This is a genomic window from Rhodospirillales bacterium, from assembly GCA_016699855.1.
Classification (GTDB): Bacteria; Pseudomonadota; Alphaproteobacteria; order Reyranellales; family Reyranellaceae.
Genome location: CP064988.1, coordinates 1298833 through 1323337, shown reverse-complemented (window position 1 = coordinate 1323337; position 24505 = coordinate 1298833). Strand labels below are relative to the sequence as shown.

15 protein-coding genes and 1 pseudogene are annotated in these 24505 nt (G+C 63.7%); 10 read left to right on the top strand and 6 right to left on the bottom strand.

The genetic code is table 11. The features are described 5' to 3' along the window. Positions 1–9: 9 nt before the first annotated feature. Together IPK81_06195 and IPK81_06190 are read right to left on the bottom strand one after the other, a co-directional pair. On the bottom strand, positions 10–744 hold the full coding sequence (locus IPK81_06195) for an RES family NAD+ phosphorylase (protein ID QQS13805.1): 735 nt from the start codon (positions 742–744) through the stop codon (positions 10–12). Beyond that, a complete protein-coding gene (locus tag IPK81_06190; GenBank protein ID QQS14976.1) occupies positions 725–1111 on the bottom strand; it encodes a Y4oB family protein in 387 nt (128 codons plus the stop codon). Before IPK81_06190 ends, IPK81_06195 begins: the two co-directional genes overlap by 20 nt. A 146-nt stretch (positions 1112–1257) precedes the next feature. Between IPK81_06190 and IPK81_06185 the strand changes: the two are divergent. The 10 genes and pseudogenes from IPK81_06185 to vsr all read left to right on the top strand — a co-directional run bounded on the left by IPK81_06185 (position 1258) and on the right by vsr (position 15831). Continuing rightward, positions 1258–1969, top strand: a pseudogene (locus IPK81_06185) (multiubiquitin domain-containing protein). Continuing rightward, on the top strand, positions 1962–2399 hold the full coding sequence (locus IPK81_06180; GenBank protein ID QQS13804.1) for a hypothetical protein: 438 nt from the start codon (positions 1962–1964) through the stop codon (positions 2397–2399). The pseudogene IPK81_06185 and the gene IPK81_06180 overlap by 8 nt, the downstream one beginning before the upstream one ends. Beyond that, the gene (locus IPK81_06175; GenBank protein ID QQS13803.1) at positions 2396–2866 is read left to right on the top strand and encodes a Mov34/MPN/PAD-1 family protein; all 471 of its coding nucleotides are present in this window, start codon (positions 2396–2398) and stop codon (positions 2864–2866) included. The genes IPK81_06180 and IPK81_06175 overlap by 4 nt, the downstream gene beginning before the upstream one ends. Next, positions 2863–4230, top strand: a complete 1368-nt coding sequence (locus tag IPK81_06170) for a ThiF family adenylyltransferase (protein ID QQS13802.1) — start codon at positions 2863–2865, stop codon at positions 4228–4230. The genes IPK81_06175 and IPK81_06170 overlap by 4 nt, the downstream gene beginning before the upstream one ends. Positions 4231–4266: 36 nt before the next feature. Further along, positions 4267–6927: a PD-(D/E)XK nuclease family protein gene (locus tag IPK81_06165; GenBank protein QQS13801.1), complete on the top strand. Its 2661-nt coding sequence runs from the start codon at positions 4267–4269 to the stop codon at positions 6925–6927. Further along, positions 6924–10262, top strand: a complete 3339-nt coding sequence (locus IPK81_06160; GenBank protein QQS13800.1) for a UvrD-helicase domain-containing protein — start codon at positions 6924–6926, stop codon at positions 10260–10262. The genes IPK81_06165 and IPK81_06160 overlap by 4 nt, the downstream gene beginning before the upstream one ends. A gap of 265 nt (positions 10263–10527) precedes the next feature. Further along, entirely contained in the window at positions 10528–12027 is a 1500-nt protein-coding gene (locus IPK81_06155) for a DNA cytosine methyltransferase (GenBank protein QQS13799.1), read from the top strand. Beyond that, positions 11996–13651: a hypothetical protein gene (locus IPK81_06150; GenBank protein ID QQS13798.1), complete on the top strand. Its 1656-nt coding sequence runs from the start codon at positions 11996–11998 to the stop codon at positions 13649–13651. The genes IPK81_06155 and IPK81_06150 overlap by 32 nt, the downstream gene beginning before the upstream one ends. A 7-nt stretch (positions 13652–13658) precedes the next feature. Further along, on the top strand, positions 13659–15323 hold the full coding sequence (locus tag IPK81_06145; protein ID QQS13797.1) for a DUF2357 domain-containing protein: 1665 nt from the start codon (positions 13659–13661) through the stop codon (positions 15321–15323). Position 15324: 1 nt separating this feature from the next. After that, positions 15325–15831 (top strand): DNA mismatch endonuclease Vsr, encoded by a 507-nt coding sequence (vsr, locus tag IPK81_06140; protein ID QQS13796.1) that lies wholly within the window; start codon positions 15325–15327, stop codon positions 15829–15831. A 92-nt stretch (positions 15832–15923) separates the two neighbouring features. Here the strand turns inward: vsr and IPK81_06135 are convergent, their stop codons facing one another. The 4 genes from IPK81_06135 to IPK81_06120 all read right to left on the bottom strand — a co-directional run bounded on the left by IPK81_06135 (position 15924) and on the right by IPK81_06120 (position 24504). Next, a complete protein-coding gene (locus IPK81_06135) occupies positions 15924–17702 on the bottom strand; it encodes a DEAD/DEAH box helicase (protein QQS13795.1) in 1779 nt (592 codons plus the stop codon). A gap of 107 nt (positions 17703–17809) precedes the next feature. After that, complete coding sequence (locus IPK81_06130) at positions 17810–19489, bottom strand: AAA family ATPase (protein ID QQS13794.1); 1680 nt, start codon at positions 19487–19489, stop codon at positions 17810–17812. A 1-nt stretch (position 19490) separates the two neighbouring features. Further along, a complete protein-coding gene (locus tag IPK81_06125; protein ID QQS13793.1) occupies positions 19491–21332 on the bottom strand; it encodes a DUF1998 domain-containing protein in 1842 nt (613 codons plus the stop codon). Next, a complete protein-coding gene (locus IPK81_06120) occupies positions 21322–24504 on the bottom strand; it encodes a DNA/RNA helicase (GenBank protein QQS13792.1) in 3183 nt (1060 codons plus the stop codon). Before IPK81_06120 ends, IPK81_06125 begins: the two co-directional genes overlap by 11 nt. Position 24505 lies beyond the last annotated feature (1 nt).

The window sequence follows — 24505 nt, the reverse complement described above, 5'->3', positions numbered from 1 at the left end:
GACGCGCACTCAGGCCGCAGCCAACACGTCATCCTGGCCCCTGAGCGTTTCTGCCTCGATCGGCGTTCCTTTGCTGTCGAACGCGTACACCACCGCGATACGCCTACCGTCCCACACGTACCGGTAATGAACAGTCTGCTGAGACCGCTGCAAGACGTCGCCGGTCACGATGGCGATGCACGTGCCGGCGGGGCGTTCGACCGGACGGTAGAGGATTCCGTGCGCGCCGTCCGGCATGTTGGCGCCGATCTCGCGGCGCTGCGTCTCGTCGAAGTCCGTCGCCAGTCCTGACACATCGCGCAAGTCCCAGAAGGTCCCCTTCACCGGCGTGCACAGCATCCGCATGTCGAGGCCGATCGGCGGCTCCTGCGTGGCGGCCATAAATGACTGTCGCCTCGCAACGGACACTGCCAGGGCCGTCTGCCGCTCCAAGGCGACCTCAAGGCAAGGCCGGTCCTCCCCGAAGAAGGTGCTGCCTTCGGGATTGCCGTACGCAAACGGGGCCAAGTTCCAGTTTTGCAGTTTAGGGTCCGTTCCAGGGTCGCCTTGGATCGAGTGCCGGAGCCGCCAAAGCGAACGAAGTCGCGGGTTGGTGATGTTCTCCACCGTGACAACTTCATCGTGGCGGTCGCTGGCGACGACCCCTTCGTAGACATTGACCGGGGGAAAGCGGGACGGGATGAGGCGAAAAGCCTCGGCGGACCACTTCACCAGGGGAGCCCCCTCAGGCGCCACGCTGGGCATCGAGATACCTCCTAACGCGAATGATGCCTGCGACGCCCTCCAGCATGACGTCGAGCGCACTGGCACCGTCAAAGTAGCGATTCTTTGCCCGTACCCACGCCTCACCCCGCTCATCCTGCGTGAAGAGAATCCGAAGCGACTTCCAAATGCCCAGCATGTGCGAGATCCGCTCGCGCGTGTCTGCCGGCAACGTTCCGCCGTCCTTCTTCCACTTGAAGAACGTCGATCTGCCCGGCGAGCCGAGCAGCGCGATCTGGTCATCGGTCGAGAGGCGCCACTTGTCAGCGATGGCAAAGAACGCCTCGAGCTCCGCCGGAATCCGTGATTGCCCAGCGCCCTGCCGGATGCCGGGTGTTTGAACATGCATCATCACTCCCTATCTTGAAATGGACTTGAAATGCCATTTCAGTCCCGATATAGAGTCCCGATCAGGACTCGGACAGAAGAATAGTCCATCCGATTCCCGGGTCAAGAGTCCAAGCTGAAGGCTAACCGTATGTGTGGAGAGTCGCGATGGAAGAAGTAACGGAGCGCCGCACTCGCGGTGCTGACTACCCGGTCAACGGCATCGACGTCGAATTCCCGGATGACATCGTCACCGGGCGGGAGGTGCTGACGCGCTCGGGAAACGTGCCGGCCAGCGAACACCAGCTGATTCTGGTCCGTGACGGTCGGACCCATCTGATCGGCACCGACGACGAGCTCGACCTCAAGAAGGAGAAGGGCGGCGCGTTCCGCGCCTTCCGGTCGGACCGGAGCTACAGCTTCACAGTTGATGAGCTGGGTCAGGTGTGGGGGACCGCGGATATCGACGTCGACGAGTTTTTGTCGATCTGGCCGCCGCGCAACGGTTACCGCTGGGTCCTCGAGCGGGAGGACGAGCCGGACACCGTGCTTGTTGCGGGCGGACTGCTGTCCTTCGGCGAGATGGGGAGTCGAGGACGTCGTGTCCCGCGAGGACCGCCATCCCGACAAGGTGCTGGTAACGGTGGTCACCACCGCGGGCACATACCCGTCAGAGGGGGCCAAGCGCTATCCGGGCTCGACGCTGATCGCGAAGGCACTGTCTGACGCAGCGCACAAGCTCCATCTCACCGGGACCGAGACCTGGGTCGTCACAGTCGCCGGCGTCGATGTGAACCAGTCACTGACGTTCGCACAGGCGGGCCTGTCGGGTGAGGTCACCCTCGAGTGGGGCCCGCGGGAGGGCGGCGGCGGTGCTTGAAGCCCTATCCCGCGCTGCGTTCGATCGGGACGTCGGGCGGATCGATATGCGATCCGCCCGGTTGTTCGACTGGACGATTGTCCGGGCGAGCTATCCGATCCTGGACGTCATCTTTCGCCACACGAGCGCCGATCCGCTGAGGCTGAGGTTGACTTGCGCGGAATGGGACGAGCTTCCACCCTCCATCGAGCTGCTCGACGAGGACGGGAAGCACCTCGGCGAGGCCCCACCGAACATCGGTGGCGTGTTCAACGGCAGTGCGCATCCAAACACCGGCCGCCCTTTCGTGTGCATGCGTGGGGCGCGCGAGTACCACACTCATGACAGCCATACAGGAGACCGCTGGGACAACTATCGCGGGACGTCGGGCATGGACCTGGGCGGGATCGTGCTCCAGCTCTGGCGGGCGTGGAAGAGGAGCGTCGGATGAACGCTGTCATCTGCTCGCACCACGTGCTGCGCACGACCCTTTCGATCCTCCGAGGCGGCGGCGACCGCCACGAAGAACGGGTAGCTCTGTGGTTGTCGACCGCGGCGCCGCGGACGCCTGCTCCGATCATCGAGGTCTATGAGCCCGACCAGGTCGCCCAGGTCGATCACTTCAGGCTACCGCCCGCCTCCATGCAGGCGTTGATGGGTCACCTTCGAGCGACACGTCGCCGGATCGTTGCGCAGATCCATACCCATCCCGGAGACGCTTTCCACTCCGACGCCGACGCTCAGTGGGCGATCGTCAGGCACGTGGGGGCCCTCTCGCTGGTGTTACCTCGCTTTGCCGCCGCCACCACCGCCGAGAACTTCCTGGAGGAGGTCATGACATACGAATACTCCTCCGCCGGTAAATGGGACCACTGCCCGAACGCGGGGCCGGGCGCCAGGGTGATGGTGACGCCATGAGCACCGCCGCGCAGCAGAATGCCATGATGCTCGCCTCGCTGCTTAGGGTGGACGAGGCGGATGCCGGCGAGCGGCTGAAACGATCCGTCCTCGTGAGCGCCGAATCGGGGTGGAAGTGGTCCTGGGCGAATGAAGTAGGACTGCTCACTGGACGTACCGTCGAGGTCAGGTTCGAACCAGATGGTGCTGCTCCCGATCTGGAGCTCGTGGTCGGCGCGGTTGCTCCCCGGACGAATGCAAGGCGCCTCTACGCCGACCTCGGTGCCGCGCGTGCCATCATCTCCAGCGAACCCCTCGGTCGGTTCGCTGGCGAACCTCATGGTCTCCACGCTGCGGCAGCCGCATGTGCAGCGACGGCCGCGGCCGTGCACGCGGTGATCAACGAGGCGGCGCTGCCGTCGGTGCGCCTGCCCATGCGTCTCGATTATGCGCAGCTCGGGATTCCCGAAAGGGCCCTGGACCGACCGATCAAGCTGCACGGTGCCGTAATGGCTGGCGCGGGCGCCGTCGCACACGGCTTCCTTCGGGCTGCTCGTCACCTGGATGTGCGCGGTGAGCTGGCAATCGTCGATCCAAAGGTCGTGCAGAGCGGCATTCTGAACCGCTGCATGTATCTGCGCGATGAGGATGTGGACGGCGACAAGGCTGCGGTCCTCACCGCGCGCGCCCAGGCTGACTTCCCTCAGCTTCAGCTCCGTCCGCACGTAACCGATTTCAAGGCATATGTGCGCGGACTTGGCCGGCCTCCTGAGACCGTCTTCGTGACAGTCGACAGCCGGCATGTGCGTCGCTCGATCCAACTGGAGGTCCCCCGACGGATCGTCGACGCATCGACCACCGATGTGCGCGGCGTCGTCGTCCACTCGAACGTTCTCCCCACCGACCACGCATGCCTGGCCTGCATCTACCGTCACGTGGTGGAGGAACACGCACGCGAGCGGTCTATCGCCGACGGGCTTGGCGTCGACCTTGCCCATGTTCGCAGCGGCCTGATCACCGAGGAGATTGCGCGGCGAATTGCGAGGACGCACCCGGCAATAGACCCGGCGGCGATCACCGGCATGGCATTCGACAGTCTCTTCCGGCAGCTGTGCGCGGAACAGGCGCTTGCGACACCGGAAGGTCGGCAGGTCCTGGCACCGTTCGCCTTCGTATCCGCCTGGGCTGGGGTCCTGATGGCAGTGGAGATGCTGCGGTCGTTTTCGGGCGTCAGCTCCACCAACTACTGGTCTGTCGATCCGTGGAACCTCCCAATCGCGCGCGGACGCACCCGTCGCCCGCGGCACCCCGATTGCCAATTCTGTTCGAAGCCCGAATATGAGCCGGTCATCCGGGGGCTGTGGGAAAGACAGACGGCGGCCTGACCGGACAAGGGGCAATGAACATTGGGGAGCCGGTCAATGATTCGGCGGACCGTGATTGTTGAGGGGCCGCTCGCCTTCCGCATGAGGCGGATCGCGGCTGCGCGCAGGGCCGAAGCTGGCGTGCAGATAATGACCCTGCCACAGCTTGCGGCCCGGCTCGCCGGCGGCTTCGCGCACCCCGCCGGGTCTGCGGATCTCTACCCGGCGATCCGATCAGCGCTCGACGCGGGCGGCTTTACGGAACTCGAGAGCATTCGGAGTCTACCCGGCATGACCCGCTCGGCTGCGTCGACGTTGAGCCGGCTGTGGGACGCCGATTTCGCTCTCGCCGGGCGTGCCTCGGAGAACCCCCGCCTTGAAGATCTGGCAACGATCGAGGCCCGCGCCTGTGCCGGTTTGGCGGCAGGCACCTTCGCGCCCCGCGATCTGCGCGATGCGGCTTTGAAGCGTGTGGAGCATGCGCCCGCTGTACTGGGCCCCATCGAGCTCGACCGTGTCGTGCGCGTGGCTCCCGTCTGGAGGCCCCTGCTCGACATATTGGCCCGAACCGTGCCGCTTCGCTGGCGCCATTCTCCCGCGGCGGATGTCTCCTGGTTCGTCGGCGACCTGACTCCCGATGGCCCCCTGGCCTCAGCCGCCGCGCCCGAAATCATCTCCTGCGCCACGCCCCGCGCCGAAGTCGTCGAGGCGCTCCGGTGGACGCGCGAACTCATCGCCTGCGGCCACGCGCGCCCCGACGAAATCGCCATTTGTGCGACGGCGACAGACGACTGGGACGCTCACATGCTCGTCCTCGCGGCCGATGCAGACCTGCCAGTACATTTTTCGCACGGCGTACCCGCTCTGGCATCACGTGACGGGCAGGCCTGCGCCGCGCTCGCTGATGTCCTGATCAACGGTTTGAGCCAGGATCGTGTGCGTCGGCTCTTCCGTCATGCTGCCGGGCACAGCCCGAGGCTGAAGGCGCTTCCCCCCACCTGGGCTCAAGGCTTACGGCCAGGAGCTGCCCTTTTTGAGCTCGGGCAATGGCGCCGCGCGCTTGATGAGGCCCACGCGTGCCGCGCCAACGCTGCCGACGTTCGCCCGTTGGTGACGCCGGTCATCGAGCTTCTTGCCAGGGGACCCGATGCCGCCGATGAAGCCGGCGCTCTCCTGCTCGGAAGCGCGGCGCAAACTCTCTGGATGGAAGCGCTGCGCCGCGCCCCGGCCCAGGCACTCGAATTCTCTCTGCAAGAGCTTCGCCGGCCCGACGACCGCGATCCGGGTGCCTGTGCGGTCTGGTGTCCAGCCAGCCACCTGGCTGCTGCACCACGCCCTTTTGTGCGTCTGCTCGGTATGACCACGCGGTCCTGGCCGCGCCGCGCCGGCGAGGATCCCCTGCTGCCAACCAACATTCTGTCACGTCAGGAACTTGGCGCAGAGTCGATCACTGACCAGGACCGACGTGCCTTTGAGGTCATCACCGCTCACGCCACACAACGCCTGGTGCTCTCGCGCAGCCGCCGTAACGCTCAAGGCGGGCTTCAGGCGGCGAGCCCACTTGTGCCGCAGGGCATGCGCACCATCGCATTGAAACGCGCCCTCATTCCGAGCCACGCCTTCAGCGAAGCAGACCGCCTGCTCGCGCGGCCCGGAGAGGCGGCTGCCTCGCCATCGCTCCGTGCCGCTGATGCGTGCTGGCATAACTGGCAAAGACCACGGGTCACGGGCCATGACGGTCGCGTCCGGGCCGACCACCCCATCATCGTCCGCGCTATCGGCGAGGTGCAATCGGCGACGCGGCTTCGTCTCATGCTGCGTGATCCCCTGGCCTTCGTGTGGCGCTACGCGTTGGGATGGCGCTCTCTGCTGGAGGACGAGCAACCCCTGACGCTCGATGCGCGTGCCTATGGAGAACTCGTCCACGAAATGCTGAAACGTACGGTCGACGCGCTCGAACCCAATCCCGGCTACGCACGCGCCGCGCGCCATGAGATCGAAGCTGCGCTCGATGCAGCTTCCGCGCACATCGGCGCTCACTGGCCGCTCGAGCGTTCGGCGCCGCCATTGCTGTTGTGGCAGCACACGCTTGCCGCGGCGCGCGATCTTGCGCTGAAGGCGCTCACCCTTGATGAGGCATTTCAGCCCAACACCCGGAGCTGGACCGAGCTCGAGTTCGGCCGTGAGGGGGAGCGGCAGGATGTTGTTCCTGATCTCCTCTGGTCACCAACGGCTCAAGTGGTCATTCCCGGCACGGGCGTTCGCATCCGGGGCACCATCGATCGCGTCGATTACAACAGCGCCCGCAATGGCGTGCGCGTCTCCGACTACAAGACTGGTGCCGAACCACCGAAGGCCGACGAGATTGTGCTCGGGCGCGGTGCTGAGCTGCAGCGCGTACTCTACGCGCTCGCTGCACTCCAGCTCGTGCCGGACAATCCGAGGGTCATTGCGCGTCTGGTGTTCCTCGGCGCCGACCAGCCGAGGCCATACCGGCTGCACGACATCGACCAGGCGGTCGCCGATGTGGGAGCACATGTCGCGGCAGCCATCGCTCTAATACGCCGCGGAATCGCGTTGCCGGGACCGGATGCACGCGAAAGCTGGAACGATTTCGCACTGGCGCTGCCAGCATCGCAAGCTACGTACTTCGCGATCAAGCGGAGTGCCTTCGACCGGTTGTTCGGCGATGCCGCCCAGATCTGGGGCGTGCGATGACCGGCCTCGCCGACGCCGAGGCGCGCCTGAGAGCGCTCAGTGACCTGGTCTCAACACTGATGGTCGAGGCTGCCGCCGGCACGGGCAAAACCGCTCTGCTGGCAGGACGCCTTACCATGTTGCTGGTGCATGGTGGCGAACCGGGATCTGTCGCCGCCATCACTTTCACCGAACTCGCCGCAAGCGCACTCGGCGCGCGCGTCCATCGCTATGTAGGCGAGTTGCTCGCCGGCCGCGTTCCGAGGGCATTGCGCCTGGCTTTGCCTCGCGGCCTCACCACGACCCAACGCCACGCCCTCTCTGTGGCTGCCGGCAAGCTCGATGAACTGACCGCCACCACGATCCATGCCTTTTGCCAGACCATCATCTGCAGCTATGCTGTCGAGGCAGACATCGACCCCGGCGCGCGTATCCTCGATGCGACCGAGGCCGAGGCGGCCTTTGACGCTGTCTTCGAGCAGTGGTTCAGGCGGCGCCTCAACGGCCTAGCGCGAGCCGACGATCCCATCGCCGCGTTGTCTCAATACGATCCCCGGCACGTTGCGGACACGTTACACGGGCTTGCACGATTTCGCTTGCAGCACCGTGGCGCGCGCGCTCCAGCCGCTGACTTAAGCGGCCGGCCTGACATCGATCTCGTCGACGCGGTCGCGGACTTCCGCCGCTGGCTTTCAGCGCAGCCGCTTGAGCCCAGAACGCTTGAACTGGTCGGGCAGCTCGAGACGCTCGCGGATCACTTTGCCGGCAGCTTCGAGAACCCGCCTGGCTTCGATACGCTGTGGCGGCTCGCTCATCCGCAACGCCTGCCGTGCATGCGGCGGCACACCTTCGATCTGCTGACGCCGCGGACGAAGACGGCCTGGGACCGGGCCGCCGGCAAGGATCGCGGCGGCGGGCTCAACGACGTGGCCGCCACATATTTTGCCCGGGTCAACCACTGCTACCGGGTGATCCTTGGCAGGGTCGCAACCGCTCTCGTCGCCAGGCTGTCTGACGAGCTCGACGAGGTGCTTGCTGAGTACGCCTCGTTCAAGCGCGCCGCCGCCGTGCTGGATTTTGATGATCTCCTCGAGCGCGCGCGCACACTCGTGCGAGAGCACGACGTTGTCCGGCGCGCGCTCGGGCAGCGTTATCGCCACATTTTCGTTGACGAGTTCCAGGACACCGATCCTCTGCAGGCGGAAATCCTCTTCCGCATCGCTGGCGAGGACAAGCCACCCCGCTGGCAGGACACCGTTCTGCGCCCGGGCGCCCTCTTCATGGTCGGTGACCCCAAGCAATCCATCTACCGCTTCCGGGGTGCCGACGTCGGAACGTACGCTGAGGCGCGCGGCGCCATCGCGCGGCGCTGGCCCGACAACATCGTCCAGATCACCGCCAACTTCCGGTCGCGGCCGGCCATTCTGACCCACGTCAACGACTGCTTTGCCGCGCCATTCTCGAGGCCGGGCCAGCCGGGCTACGTAGCGCTTGCCCCGACTCTCGATCCACCGGACCATGATCTGCCCTGCGTGGCGAAGATCAGGATCGATCTGCCGCCAGATGCCCGTCCGTTGGAGATTCGCGACGCCGAGGCTGAGGCCGTAGCTGATCTCTGCTCGCGTCTCATCGGCAACATGAACGTCCGCGACGAGGAGGGCGGGCTCGCCCCCCTGACGCCTGGCGGCATCGCGCTTCTGGCTCCCACGGGCGCGGAACTGTGGCGCTATGAGCGCGCGCTGGAAACACGCGGGCTCCCGATTGCCTCCCAGGCCGGAAAGGGACTGTTCCGCCGCCAGGAAGTGCAGGACATGGTGGCGTTGGCGCGCGTGCTAGCCGATGCAAGCGACACCCTGGCCCTGGGCGCCCTGATGCGCGGGCCTCTGGTCGGCCTGACCGAGGAGGAATTGCTCGACATCACGGCCGTGCTGCCGCCGCCACCAGACCGGCCCGAGGCGATCCCGCGGTTCTCCCTGCTGACGCCAGCCGAACGCGTCACCCATCCAACCGCGCGACGGACGCTTGAGATCTTGCAGGACCTGCGCCGGCGCGCCCGGGCGACCACACCGGCACTGCTGCTGGCCGAAGCCGTGGAACGCCTGTCCGTGCGGCCGATCCTGAGCGCACGCGACGGTGATCGCAGCGGACGGGCCGCCGCCAATGTCGAGGTCGTGCTTGAACGGGCAAGGCCTTACGGCGTCAGGGGCTTGAAGCGCTTTGTCCGCGACCTCAGCCGTGACTGGCGCCTCGGCGCGCCCTCTACCGAAGGTCGTGTGGACGCCGAAGGCGACGCCATCGAGATTATCACCATGCATAGCGCCAAGGGGCTCGAATGGCCGGTGGTGATCCCGATCAACGGCGCCACTTTACTGCGCCCGCGTGAGCCGTTTGTGCACCGTGCCGACGACGATACGCTCCACTGGGTCATCGGCGATGTTGTGCCGCCTGAACTGCTTGCCGCGCTCGAGACCGATGGCGAGAGCCTCATGCGCGAGCGCGAACGGCTCTGGTATGTAGCCTGCACGCGCGCGCGTGAGCTGCTGATTCTGCCGGAGCTGCCCCGGGCTGAACAGAAATCGTGGGCACGCGTCGTTGATCTTGCGCACGGCGCATTACCCGAGCTTGATGTGTCGGGCCTGGTACCAGCGCCCGCGCCGGTTGGCACCGAGGTGCCGAATGCCCAGACATCCGAGCTCTTTGCCGCCCAGCGCGAGGCCATCGCCCAGGCGGCCCGCCCGCTCACCTGGATCCGGCCAAGCGACCAGGACCCCGATCGCCTGCAGGTGACCGAGGCCATCGCACTCGAAGCGGGCGATGCGCCTGAAGTCGATGCACCCGTCGGGGCTGGCCGTATCCGAGGGCTTCTCCTTCACAAGCTGATGGAAGAGGTGCTGACCGGAGAGCTTGGTGACGGCATCAATGACCTTGTCAATCGCACCCGGGAGCTCCTGGCTGAGCTGGTGCCCGATACCATGGGGCAGGGAACGCTGCCGGACGCTGAAGAGATTGCCAGAACCGCGTCGCGTACCTTGCAACTTTCCGAGGTCGCCGCTCTGCGCAACCGGCTTGTTCCGGAGTGGCCGGTTTATGGACTACTGGCCGACAGCCCGGACACAGGGCTAGCCGGACGTATCGACGCAATCGCCTATGCGGGCGACGTGGCCGAGGTCGTCTTCGACTGGAAGAGTGACGTCGCTCCCGGCGAGGCGGACATGCGTCTCCACGCTGGACAGCTCGAAGACTATCTACGGGCGACTGGCGCTGCCAGGGGAGCGGTCGTCTATATGACCCCGGGGATCGTTCGATGGGTCTCGCTGAACGAGGCCGGCCTCAGCGGCAAGCCCGGGGTTGGCTGAGGCCCCAAGGGGTTTCCACACTATCTCTGCCGGACGACCCTTCCCGCCGCCGTAGCCGGACATTTCGGACCATTGGGAAGCAGGCTGACCCGTCTTCTTGCGTTTGTTCTCTGTTTGTTCTACATTCTTCATCTGGATTCCTGGAACTCCCAGGCCGGGATCGAATCGAGGTGGCAGCCAGGTAATAGTGTCAGGCATAGTTCGAGTGCCGGCATATAGTGTCGCCGGATCCCAGGCCAGAGTTTCGTGAGGACGCGGGGACGCAATGAGGGGGAAGACCATTCACGAGAAAATGGCTCGGCTGAGGGCCGGCGCACCCCCGCGCGTTCTGGACCTTTTCGCCGGCTGCGGCGGCCTTTCACTTGGGTTCCACGCTGCCGGATTTGATCTTCAGGGCGCCGTCGAGTTCGACCCGGATGCCGCAAGGTCTTATGGCCTGAATTTCCACCATGGAGAGGAGAGGCACAGCGTTCCCCGGGACATCATTGCGACAACTCCGCAGGAGCTTGCGGCCCAGCTCTCTCTCGGGTCCGTCGCGGAGGCCATCGATGTGGTCGTCGGAGGCCCACCGTGCCAGGCCTTCGCACGGGTAGGCCGTCCCAAGCTGCGGGAGATCGATGCCCATCCGCAGGCATTCCGGCACGATCCGCGTGCACGCCTTTACCAGGAATATCTCCGCTACGTCGATGCGTTTCAGCCGGTCGCGATCCTCATGGAGAATGTCCCCGACGTGCTCAATCACGGCGGCCAGAACATCGCCGAGGAGATCTGCGAGGTCCTGGAAGGCAAGGGATATGTCTGTGGCTATACGCTCCTCAATGCAGCGTTCTACGGTGTACCGCAGATGCGGGAGCGGATGTTCCTGATCGGTTATCACCGCGACCTGACGGACCGGATAAGCTTTCCGGAAGCCACAAACTGGATGGTCCTGCCGCCCGGGTACGAAGGATCACGGGCAGTCGCTCTGAAGGTGCTTAACGGCCTGATGCATGCCGCGCACGACTACATCGAGCCGCCCGCTGCACATCCGGCCCTGCCGGCCGCTGTCACAGCCGAAGACGCGATCGGCGATCTTCCCGCCATCTATGCACGCGAGGAGCTTGCGGCCGGCAGGCTCGTGCGCGGCGCGCGTCGCTTTGATCAGGCGATGGCCTATGACCGTCGCCGGCGCAAATCGGCATACGCAACGATGATGCGCTCCTGGCCAGGGTTCGAGGCGCCGGAAGAGGGCTTGCGCGATCACGTGATCCGCTATCTGCCCCGCGACTATGAGCTGTTCGCCCGTCTTAACCCGGGCGATCAGTACCCGCAGGCGTGGCAGCATGCGATGAACATGCTGTCCGAGCGCCTCGCTATCCTGCGCCGGCAGGGAACGCCGGTCATCGAGGGCTCTGCTGAATACCGACGGCTTCACGAGGCCATCGTGCCTCCCTACGACGCCGGTAAGTTCCCCAATAAGTGGCGGAAGATGTGGCGTGACCAGCCGGCACGCACACTCATGGCCCATCTTGGTAAAGACAGCTACAGCCATATCCACTATGACAGCGCACAGGCGCGCACGATCTCCGTGCGGGAGGCGGCGCGTCTCCAGTCCTTTCCGGACGGATTCGTTTTTTGCGGAACGATGAATCCGGCCTTCCGTCAGATCGGAAACGCGGTTCCGCCGCTCATGGCCAGAGCGCTTGCATCAACAATAATGGAGGTCCTGCGCGGCCGGGCAGACCAGACAGACTATGTCAGCAGAAGAACGGCAGCAGCAGTTTGAACACGCGATCAGCACGCAACCGGGTATCACCCCGGATGCGAAGTTCGCGAAGAATTTCGGCTTCTCAAACAGCGCGCGCGTCATCGAAGGCGGGCTGTTTGCGTGCACCAACAACCTCGCCACATATTCAGCCAAGCTTGCAGACGGCTCCGAGACGCCGCTCAGGCAGTTCGTATTTCTCTGCGTTCTCACCTTTCCGCCGGAGGACGAGGTTTACTTTGCCGTTGTGATCAGCTCCGAAGCCGATCGCGTCAACAAGGGGTTGATCAAGCTCTTCCATGAAGGCGAAGAGCGGAACAAGGGGCGGGCTGCAGCCGCGAAGAAGGCAGGCAGCATCAGCAACAACGTCAAGTTCTACATCACAGAAAGCGGAGACATCTTCTTTCACAACTATGACTTCCGGCAGTCGCTGCGCAGCGGGTCACCCGAAGGCCCGCTCGACCCCGATTGCATGGCGAAGGTCGACTCGATCCTGTTCGCGATCTGGCCCCCGGCTGCTTCCGCACGGCGCAGCCTGCTCGCGCGCGAGTTCGTCGGCTACCTTGGCAAGCTGATCGGCCGCGAAAAAGTCCACGAAGTCCGCGTCTGGCCCGACGCATCTGCCGTCAGCCCGGACATGCAGCGGATGCCGGCCACGATTCCCCTCGATGCGATTGAGGCGGCCGTGACGGCGCTTGGAGGCTTCTATCCTGGCGGCGAGGTCCGGCGCTTTCATGCGGCGATGAATTATCTGGCCCACAAGCACTTTGTCATTCTTGCTGGTCTCTCCGGCACAGGCAAAACGCAGCTCGCTCTCAAATATGCGCGTGCGGTCCACGGGCTCAAAGGGGGCGAGCCGGATCCTCTTCTTGTAGTCTGCCCGGTCCGGCCCGAATGGACTGATCCGACAGCGCTTACCGGCTACTACGACGTTCTGTCAAACCGTTATGTCGTTCCGCCTTTCCTCGAGGCCGTCCTTCTGGCGACGGCCCATCGCGATTCCCCGGTGTTCGTGGTGCTCGATGAAATGAATCTCGCTCGCGTCGAATACTATCTTTCTGACATCCTTTCTGCGATCGAGACCGGTGAGGAACTTCAGCTCCATTCGAGCGGAGTTCCGCTTGAAGGATCGACCGGCACGGCTATCCCGGCTGCGCTGCCGCTTCCGCCGAACCTGTACATCACCGGCACCATCAATATCGACGAGACAACAAGCCCCATCAGCGACAAGGTGCTGGATCGCGCCGTAGTCATCGATATGTCTGCGGTCGATCTCACCGGCTTCCTTGCTGCTCTGGAAGCCCGTGAGCCCGCGCTCAAAGAGGCTCGCGCCGCCTGTGACGCCCCTCTGGTCGCAGTGCAGCAGATCATGACGGGGCATGGTTCAGGGTTCGGGTACCGTGTCGCCGAAGAGGTCGTGCGTTATCATGCGTTTGCGTCAGGGCAGCTGAAAGCCGAGGCGGCAGTCGTGACCGACGATCTGATGGTCCAGAAGGTGCTCGTAAAGCTCCGAGGCGCCGAGCGTCAGCGATCGCTTCTCACCGGGCTCGCCAAGGCACTGGAGGGATTGCCCCGCTCGCAGGCACTGCTCGCCAGGCTCACCGCCGATCTCGACGAGTTCGGTTCCTTCCAGGCCAGCCGGTGAGGTATGCGTGGCTTCGCTCCTCATCCGCGACGAAGCATCAGGCATGGCGTGGCAGGTATGGCCCGAGGCTGCTGCCGTGCCGGCTGGCGCCGTCCGGGAGACAGGAAGTTACCTTTTCGAGCTGCATGACAGCGCTGACGCTTCTGTCGCCGATCTGCTGATCGACGATCAGCCGCTTGAGGCGTTGCGGGCCTCATCGTCCGACAGCGCACGCTGGCGCTGGTCGCCCGGGTTTTATGCCGGCACGGCGGAAGCGGAGCTGCGCGTACCGGGCCATCTGCCGCGACGCTTCGAGATCATCACTGATCCTGACCGGCGCAAGCTCACGCGTGATGCCTTCGATACGATGGTCCGCGAGCTTCTGGAAGATACCTTTGCGCTATTCTCCCTCAGCAGCTTCCGCAAGGCTGTTGCCCGTGGCAGCGGTGCGCGGCCACCTGCCATTGCGCGCCTGGAGTTTCTGCGATCACGCATCGATGAGCTCGAACGTGCGATAGCCGCAATCATGCGCAACCCCCGCCACATGCTCACTCCGGAACAAGCGGTTCTCCCATATCACCGTGCGGGCCGCGTGACCGGGCCTGAGGTTCTGCATTCACTCCGGTCAGGAAGGGTGCTGAGGGAACAGGGGCTGCCTTCGCGCCTTCCCGCGACGCTCCGGGGATTCCTGCCGGCGCGCGTCCGCGTGCGCCGGCGCCGGAACTCGTTCGATCTTCCGGAGCATCGCCAGATCGCCGCATGCCTGCGGTCATGGACATCCTGGCTCGGGGCTGCCGCCGATCTGCTTGAAGCCGGCGGCAAAACCACACAACCCGACCTCCGGGCGTCAGCAGGGGCTTGGGTCGTACGTTGCCGCAGGCTGGCCCGCCGCATCACACGCCTGAGTGGGGCAGCACCGTTTGTCGATGCCGGAGATGCACCGGCATATCTCGTCCTCTCGGCGCTGTTTCGGAATGATCCCGCTTATCAGCGCTTCTACCGCGTCTGGCAGGATATGAATCTCGGTATTGCCGCCGTGTTCGGCGATTTTCTCAACCTGCCCCTTGCGCGCACCTTTGAACTCTACGAGCTGTGGTGCTTTGTACGCCTGATCCGCGGCGCCGCGGAGGAGTTCGGCACCGAGAATCTCGACCTGCGCGACCTCTTCCTCAAAGAGGCCAATGGCGGTGTGACGCTAGCGGCCGGCGCTGTCACTGTCGCGGTTGGCGGCGACTGGAAGCTGTGTTTCCAGAAGCAGTACCGGGAATTTTGGATCGAGCCGGATCGCCGGGGTTCCTACAGCCGGGTGATGACACCGGACGTCGTTGCAGCGCGCACCGCCTTACCGGCGGGAGACCCGGACCGGCTGATCGTGCTCGACGCCAAATATCGCATCGACGAAGGGCTTAACGACGCCCTCAGCTCCATCCACACCTACCGCGACGCGCTCGTTCAGGAAGACAGTTCCGGCGGCACACAAGGAATTGTTGCTGCCGCCTATCTTCTCACGCCGCACATGCCGGCTTTAGGGGCAGGTTACCGCGATACGCCGATGCCGGGACGGCTCTTCCATCCGGCTTATCGTGGCAGCTTCCGCTTTGGCGCCGTTACCTTGCGCCCGGGCATGACACTGGCGGAGATCACCAAGGCCCTGCGTCTCATCCTGGCAGACGCGACTGCGCCGGCTCGCTGATATGGATGTTCTCACGCCTGAGCAGCGCCGGCTGAACATGAGCCGTATCCGGGCCCGGGACACCCGTCCTGAGCTCGTTCTCCGACGGGCGTTGCACTCTGAAGGTCTGCGCTACCGGCTGCATCCGGGATATCTGCCGGGTCGTCCCGATCTGGTCTTCCCTCGCCATCGCGCCGCAATTCTGGTGCACGGATGCTTCTGGCACGGTCACGATTGCCCGTTGTTCCGGATGCCTGCGACGCGGCAAGAGTTCTGGAGCACCAAAATCGGGAAAAACAGGGCTCGGGATCAGCACGTGGTTGCCGAGCTTCACAATGCCGGGTGGCGCGTGCTCACGGTGTGGGAGTGTTCCCTGAAAGGGCGTGGCAGGCTGACGCTTCCGGACGTTGTCCGGGACGCCATCGCGTTTATCCGCAGCGATCGCCGGGCGGCAGAGCTGCGAGGCTTTTCTGACGGCCTTTCGCCAGCAGGCCGGCACGTGCGACGACCTTCGCGAGCCACCCGGTAGCCACCCCGGTCACCATTCACAGCCGAGGGAATGGAGTTCACTTTGCCAACAGGCTCGCAGGCCTGGTCAGTCATTTCCGTGCCCCGCGGTCACTATCTGACAGGTGCCGCCCATTCCTCCAGTACGCGCTGATAGCTCAATACCTGCGTTGGCAGTCCGGTATCCTGCACATCGATCACCAGACACTTCGAGGTTCCGCCATTTCGGGGACCGCGCAGACCGCGTCCTACCATCTGCTCATATAGAAGAGAACTTCGTGTCGGACGGGTGACCACAACCGTATCCGTCCTGGGTGCATCAAAACCTGCCGTAAGGACACCATAGTTGCAAAGGAACCGCAGACGCCCATCTCGGAAGCGCTCGATCATCGCATAGCGTTCAGCAACCGGTGTCCGGCCTGTCACAACGCCGGCCGTTCCTTCACCTATGGCCCGGTTCAGGGTCAGCGCCAGCGTTCTGGCGTGCTGGACCGAACATGCAAACACAAGTGTACGTCGTCGGGGAGACAGGTCCAGCAAACGACGCAGTATCGCTCCATTACGCGGGATGTGGCGGCCCAGTGTATTGAGATAGTCCTGAGGCAGATCTTTGAAGCGTTTGATGTTGTCGAGCTGTTTCGTGGTTGGCTTGGGGGCACGCCCGACCTTCAGTGATTCTCCTGTCACATGACCCAGCACACCAAGCTTTTGCAGACGTTTCACTGGCTTATGCCCGAGGAACTCGGGGCCGAACAGGTTGCTTTGAAAGTATCGGCGAAGAGAGCCGGTCTCCTTATCATCTGATCGCCAGGGAGTAGCCGTCAGTCCGATGACAGGAGGAGCCCCTGGCAGCGCGTGCCACCTCTTCTCATGCCTCAGGCCAAGCGACACCAGAATCTCACCATAGCTTGCCGCAGTCGTATGGTGAGCTTCGTCGATGACGGTGACAACCATCTGGCGTAATGGAAGGACGGACCCAAGGCGATGACCTGATCTGAACCAGCTGTTCAACTGCTGAACGCCGGCGAGCACGACGTTTAACCCTTCGCTGAGCTGCAGATCGTCGATTCGCCGACCGCCCCATGCGCGATATAGCGATAACGGCAGTCCACTATGGGCAGGCCTGTCCTGTCCGGAAGACGTCCATACCTGCCGGAAGCACTCCCAGGCCTGCTGCAGCAGTTCATCGCTCTGGGCTACCCACAGGACGATGCGGCGTCGGCTATCTGGTTCGTCGGCAAGATGGTCGCAGATTGCCTCGACCGCTACGCGCGTCTTGCCAGCGCCGGTTGGCAGCGACAGCACCGCCGTCCGACCGTGACCAGCTTGCAAGAGGTCTCGCAACGACGCATACGCAATCTTCTGAAAACTGTGCAATGGCGCCAATTGAACAGGGCGTTCAAGCGTTTCATCGTCAGGCCGGCCTTTGAACCGGCTCTGCCAAAGGCAGTCAGGCAGTCCAATCTCGTCGCAGAACGTCTCGGACCAGTAGCTGCCGCGCCACCAGTAAGCGGCCATATTCTTCGATCCTTGCCCCTCCTGGGTGGCATTGCCATGAAGACCGTTTGAGTTGCTGCGCCCGATTTCACGAAAGGCCCTTGCGAGCCGCTTCCAGCCGGTCTGACTCACAGCGTAGCGCAGCAGCTGCTCCCGAAGCCAAGGACCGATCTGGTTATTCCCGAGCAGATCATGACCAAACAGGTCCACAAGTTCGGAACGGGGGCTCGGCCGTCGACCAGTAGTGACCACTCCGGCTGATTTCAGCGCCGCGCGAACCGCCTGAAGCTCATCATTGAGAGGCGTACCGCTCTCGCTACGAAGGAACTTTGTCCACTCCTTCCTGGGGATGTACCTCAGAGCCCCGTCAATCTGGCTGCGTTCTTCCTCCGTCATCTCCCCTCATTCCGGTAACCATCCTGGCAATTATAGACTACTGAGCACGTCCATGCCCGAGTAAGGGCGTCGCCTGGATTTGACCGTCACACTTGCGGAGCCGCACGTCATCCGCCTCTCATCCTCTCGAGGACCTTCTCTGCGCCGATGACCGTCAGATGAGTGCGGGCCCGCGACAGCGCCACATAAGGAAGTTCGGTATTGATCACGGTATCGGGTGTTGCCGCGATCACGACAACGGGCCGTTCGAGACCCTTGAACCGTCTGATGCTGTCGACGACCATCAGCCTTCCGGCCTGTTCGTCACAGCGCGCTGTCCGGACGCCGCCAAGACGCTTCCCGGGAGCCAGATCATCTACGGCATTCTCCGTGGCTACGAGCACCGCAATGTCTCCCTCCGGCACCCGTTCAATACCTGTCAGGCGCCCTACATAGTCGGCGACACGTTTTCCGAGTGCCTCCTGAGTGCCGGTCCTGATCCAGCGGACCTCAACTCCCTCCGGGCCGATCGCCTCAATCGGATGGCCCGTGTAATGTAGACGGACAGTTTCATATATGCGCCGCGTGTTGCGCAGGTTCAGTGTCAGGCGGATGGGGATCAGGGCTACTTCTTCAGGAATTCTGATGGCGCTTGCGTATACGCGCTGGTTGTTATCATAGAACACCCGGAGGATTCCGCGGCCGTCATTCCGGAGGCCAGCCTGGACAGCCGTCCACCAGAGCGGCAGAAAATCCTGACCCTCGTCCACGATGATCGCATCATACGCCGCCCGCGGCAGGCGTTCGAACGCCTGCATAAGGAACTCAGGCCAGCCCTCTTCAAACAGCTGTCTGTCACCAGCAGTTTCGGGAACCGCGATGCCCGCTTGCCGGCTCAGCTCCACACACAGCTCATGGAATGTCATTGCCGAGATGCCCGCGCTCTCCTTGAGCCGCGCCCGGACCTCCACTGCAAGGCCCCGGTTGTAGCAGACAAACAGGGTGCGGGCGCCCGCCTCGGCGCAGCGCCTGGCTTCCTCCATCGCCAGTACCGTCTTGCCGGTTCCGGCCCCACCACTGACTGCGGCGCGCGGAACTGCTTCGATCGCACGCAGAATATGAAACTGCTGCTGTGTCAGCACCTGCAATGCCGAGTCGTCGCGACACAGCGCGGTGCCAAGCGGCATGCGCAGCTGAAATGGCCGGGCGAGTATCTTTTCGAGTGCCTGAAGCCCGTCCGCACCCAGATCTTCGGTGCGGTCTTCGTCGCCGGATACTTCCCCGAAGCGTTTCCTTATCCAGTCGCCGAGCCCGCTTTCAAATTCCTTTGCAAAGCAGAATAGCCGCAGCGGCATGTCCGCCCCCAGATCTGCCGCCGGCGCCGAGGAATGCGGAAGGACCACGCCATGCCGTGCCCGGATCCATCGTGGCTTCCAGTGCGGGGAGTTGCTCAGCTTCTTGAGCAGCTCATGCTTCGAGCTTCTTGCCTGCTGCACCGGGTTCTTGATGCGATGCGTCAGCTGCCATCGGTCGCGGCTTGACCATCTGTCGGTCAGCGGGTCGTAGGCAATCCCGCCACCCTTTACCTCAAGAGTGAGTAGGCCGAGCCTTGCGTGGGCAATGACGAAATCGCACTCGCCGTCAATCTCTTCACCATCGGGTTTCAGCCCGAGCCAGGGGCGGGAGTAGAATACGACGAACGAGTCATTCAGGACGACCTCAAGCCGCCGGTAAACCTCACATTCGGTGCTGCGCAGAGAGTTCGCCAGGATGTCGGGCGGCAACGTCCGTGGCCACATCACGGCCATGTCAGGCGTTCCGGATGAGCTGGGAGAAGAAGCCGACTCCGGCGGCCTCCGGCAGTCCGACCAGCGTGGCCCGGTCGAGAAACCGATTGTACTCCTCACAGGCGGTTTCCGGAGCGAGTACGCAGGCGTGGCAGGCGGCGAGCGAGAGCCCGTCGGAACCCGCAATCATGCCCTCAATACACAGGGGATCGGACGAACACCACTCCATCGCATGGACGGCCGCTCCGATCGCCCGTTCAATGCGGGTGGCCTCTCCCTGCCGCTGCAATCCGCCTAGCGTTCCGTCCGAGTCAGATGTGGCGGTATAGATAAGAACACCAGCCATCCCATCGTTTCCTTCACTCACATAGAGACGTTCCCGCAGGGCTGCGGTCGAGTAGCCGCATTCGAGCGTAAGCTGGCGCATCAGCGCGTGGGCGAAGGTATGCGCCAGCAGATAGCGGGGCGTTATCCGCCACGAAGGCTTGTCTTCGCCGTACCGTCGCTGCCACTCGATCTGCCATGCAGCATCAATGCGTTTCGCGCGCTCCACGACAGCACTGGCATTTTCCCAGGTGCGGAGCGTCCCGTTGTTGAACGCAAGGAAGATGCCTTCGCCACGCACCTCTACTGCCGGAAGCCAGTCCAGCGTTCCAACCGAGATGGAGGCTATGTCCGCGCTGTCTTCATCACCCGGAGGATTGATCCTGGTGAACCCTTTGAGCGCCCGGACTTCGCGGAGCCTCACCACACGGACTACCCGGTTCAGGAACGGGCGCAGGGTTTCGGGTACCGGTACGTTGCGCACTTCGAACTCGCGTGCGTCCTTCTCCCGCGTATCGGCACCGGATACGAACTGACGGTACTCCTCCTGGCGGATGTTCAGGATGGCGTCGTCGTTATACCGCTTCAGCCGCTCCTCAATCTGCTGAGCAAGCTCTTCCGGGCTGAGACCGAGTTCCCGCAGCACTGGTTCAAGATCGGCACCGGCAAGAATCCGGATGAACGTCGCGCGATCCTCTGGCTTCGCATTCACAATCGGAGTCCAGTAGACGCCGAGCGCTTCCTGCAGCGCATCTGACCACGGCGGGATGCTGAGTGCGGACGCGATAACCGGAAAATAGAGGTTGGATGCACCGCGTTGCAGCGCCCGCGGCTCGCAATTGCAGGCCTCGCTGGAGGCGGCGAGCCAGGGCCGTCGGCCGCGACATCTGAAGCTTTTCCACGTCCTTGCACTGAAGACGCCATCCATCGGTCTGCGTGCCTTGCATTCCCGGCAGCTCAGGACAAGTCCGGCCAGTCCAGGCCGCTCTGACCTGAGATAGAGATCGGCATTCTCCTTCTTCTTGCAGTCGGCTTTGTGCCCGACCCAGAAATGCCAAGGGAAATCATCGAGGTGACCCTTCGGGCACGCCATGATGAAGCGGACGGGGATGGCAAAAACCTTGCGCTGCCCGGGAGTCTTCCGCGTACAGCTCGCGCAGTACCGGTATGCCCGGCCAGGGTCATTTGCCCATTTTCCCGAAGGAGCTAGGCGATCGCACTGGGGACAAAGGAGCCATTCCGGAAACCGTGCCGCGACGAGCGTACGGTTGTCGGGGTTTCCCTCAACGTCGCGCCAGTTCTCGTCCACGACCGGCGGGAGGCGGAAACCACCTACGCCAAGCTTCCGTTGCAATCTCGGTTCCGTGATCCTCTGCGGGTTCGCAAGGCCCGCCGGAGGGAATGACCTGTCCCATTCCTCGAGCCCTGCCGCGACAGCAGATACCGCTGCGCCGTCCGCGCGGAAGTCCACAACCGAACCCGGGCCGAATGTCATGACCGCGGCACTTCTCCGCAGCTCTCCCAGGCGGTTATTGGCCATTGCTGTTCTCCCCGGCCGTTCTTTGACGCAGCCATTCCGCGAGCCTGTACCGCGTGGATGCCTCGACACTGCGCATGTTGTTCAATGTTGGCCAGGCTTCACCGGGCAGCCTGCCCATCGCGCGAAGCGTCGCCGCCCTCTCCGCGTCCTGGAGCAGCGAACTGCGGACCTGCCGGCTCCAGTAGCTTCGGGGCGCCCGGAATTCCCAGGTGTCGAGGCGGCGCTCGAGCTCAAGACGCACGGCGGTTTCCTCAGGGTCAATCGCAGTTGATCGCCGGACGACCTCGTTGATGAGATCTCTGGCGGCGTTGATGGCATTAACATCAAGCGCCGGCCTGTCGAGCATTCCCGGTGCGAGATGGCGTACGAGGGCAACCAGCACCGCGTGCAGTGCCCGGTCCCGCGCCCGTGACGCGAAGGGCGTGACACTCGTTGGTTCGACGTCCCTGTAAAGAGTGCTGTGCCAGGTCGGGAAGCTCTCATAGTGAGAGCGGTCCCTTGCCTTGGCATTGTTCAGCACAGAAACCACCAGACCGGGGACACTGCCGCGGCCCACGCGACTTGTGGCCTGAATGTATTCTGCGATTCCCTTGGGCTGGCCGTTCACCAGCATCAGGCCGAGACGCGGAATATCAACACCGACGCTGAGCATGTTCGTTGCGAGGACGACATCGAGCGCGCCTTCGGCGTCGGACCGCACAGCCAGCCGGTCTAGCATGTCCCTTACATCGGCCTGCGTTCGCCTCGAGGTCAGTTCCTCTATGAACTCAGGCTGCCGGGCTGTCTCTTCCCTACGCTGGGCCAGGATGGCAAGGCTGTCATTCACGTCATCCTGCATCAGCACGAGAGCGCCACCCAGCTCGCGCAGCGAATTGAAGTACGTGACCAGCGTCCAGTAAGGGTCGCGCGCTTGATCATCCACGGTTCCGCCGTAAGCGGCCTGAAGCAGTGATGCCGCGACCGCCTGGAGGGTGAACTTCGCCGACCTGCCTGCCGTAGTCACGCCGACATACACCCGGCCAGGGGCGCCGCGATCCACGACCGCAAAACCGGAATCATCCGCATCCAGACAGGATGGCGGAAACTGCTCGGTCTGACGGTCGAAGAGAGCAGCAACCTGTTCGGACGCGCGGCGGATCGTTGCCGTCGACCCGATGATCTTCGGCCGCGTGTCCCCGGATGAAAACATCCGGTCTATGGCAGCCTCGTACAGGCCGGCGACGGTTCCGAGTGGCCCGGAGATCAGATGCAGCTCATCCTGGAGAATGAGATCGGGAGGGCTGCCAGTGCCGATGCTGAACAGGCCGCTGACTTCCTTGCGCCTGACAATCTGCGCAAACTTGTCAATCGTACCGATGAGCAGGGTCGGACGTTGCCGGTAGACATCCTCGTCAACCGTCCAGACTGGGAGGGGAGCCTGCGCGTCGTACAGAAGGCACTCGCTATTGACACACCTCACCTGAATGGCGTCAGCCTGCTCATCATGGGACCAGTCGAGCCGTTGCCTGCACGCTGGACACTGCACAAGCTGCTTCGGCGACGGCTGATCGGGAGATCCACCCAGAGCCGCCGCCGCATCGCGGACTCTGTTCGGAACAGCGTCACCTCCGACCCAAAGGCCGATGGAGAAAGGGGATCGTCCCAGCTCGCGGTGCGACGTGCCGGCTTCCCGGATGCGGCCACGCCGGATCGCCTCACAGGCCAGCAACACAGAGGCTGCGCGCGAGAATTGCTGCGTGGTCAGCAGGCGGAGGGTGTAGCGCATGACCGCGGCGACGCCATCGCCGTCATCGGGATTCTTTCCGGCCGAAAGCCTCCTGTAGAACGACAGGAAGGCAATCAGGGCGAGATACGCCTCGGTCTTACCGCCGCCCGTGGGAAACCAGAGCAGGTCCATGATTCCGCGTTCCCGATGTTTCCGGTCGGCAACGGAGGCGGCGGCAAGGAGGATGAAACCGAGCTGGAATGGCCGCCACTCAAGCGGGCCGCGGCTGCTTTTTTCAGGGTCCCAGCTGTGCTGGAGCGCCATAGCCAGATTGGCGAGGCGAAAGGCATGAGACATGGCGTCATCGCCAGCGATCCGTGATGCTCCCCCAGCGATCCGGTCATGCACCTGCCGGCATGTTGCGATATTCTTCGTGGCCTGCTCCCGGAAGGCTGCCGGGAGCGCAGAAACTGCTGCCTCCTGTGTGTCGATCCATTTCTTGTACGCTTCAGGCAGTTTCAGGAGCGCCTCACCCATCTCCTTCGCCCGTGCGCCCGCCAGCCACCGTGCCGACAGTGGCCTGTATTTCTCGTTTGCGCGAAGGGCGTCAAAGACTTCATGACCCGCCGCGCTCGTCGCCGGGACCGTGGTCCTGGGAACCCAGCTGGTGCCGACCATGGTAGCTGTCCCCGGGTCGGTGCCGGCCGCCCACTCCGCCGAACAAGTATGGCCAGTCGCGAACTCATGTGCCTTGCGGTACAGCAGTTCAGCCGAACGGTCATCGTCATCCAGCACTGCGCGCCGTGACGGCCGTGCGACAAGTACGGCTCCATTGCCTGGCCGTACCTGAACGTTGACCTGGAAGAGCGTCAGGCGCTCGACGCCGTCTCGGCCTTCGTCCTCCTCGGGCTCGGCATAGTTGAGCAGCGTGACTGTCACGAGTGTTCCGCCCGACCAAGCCGCAGTTCGCAGGTGAAGCCTGATACCAGACGGTGCTCCGTGTTCATCGAGACCGATAAAGCGGGACCCTTCACCGGGCGCCACATCGCTCACTGTGATGTCGTGAGCGCGGCGGTGCCATTCCATCCTCGAACGCGGCCGGCTCCCGGCCTCCTCCGGTTCGCGACCGGGTGCCGGCGGTTCGACAGGCTGATAGGTCGCGAAGCCGATCCGGACATTCAGTCTAGCGTCTCCATTGGCCGCCCTGGCAGCGAAGGAGACCCCCGCTGAGCATGGACGCATCAGCCCGGCAAGAGACACTTCCTCCTCCTCGCCGGCGCCACCTGTTTCGCTTTCTTCTCCACCCGAAAGACCGAGACGTTCGTCTTCTTCAGCACCCATCCGCGCTTCGCGCGGCCACAGGATGCCGGTCAGATAGACATCTGACGGGCGTGAGGTGAGGACCTCATCCTCCGTGTAGGGACCCACCAGGTCCTGCTTCAGCCTCTCCAGAAGGATGTCGCGCACG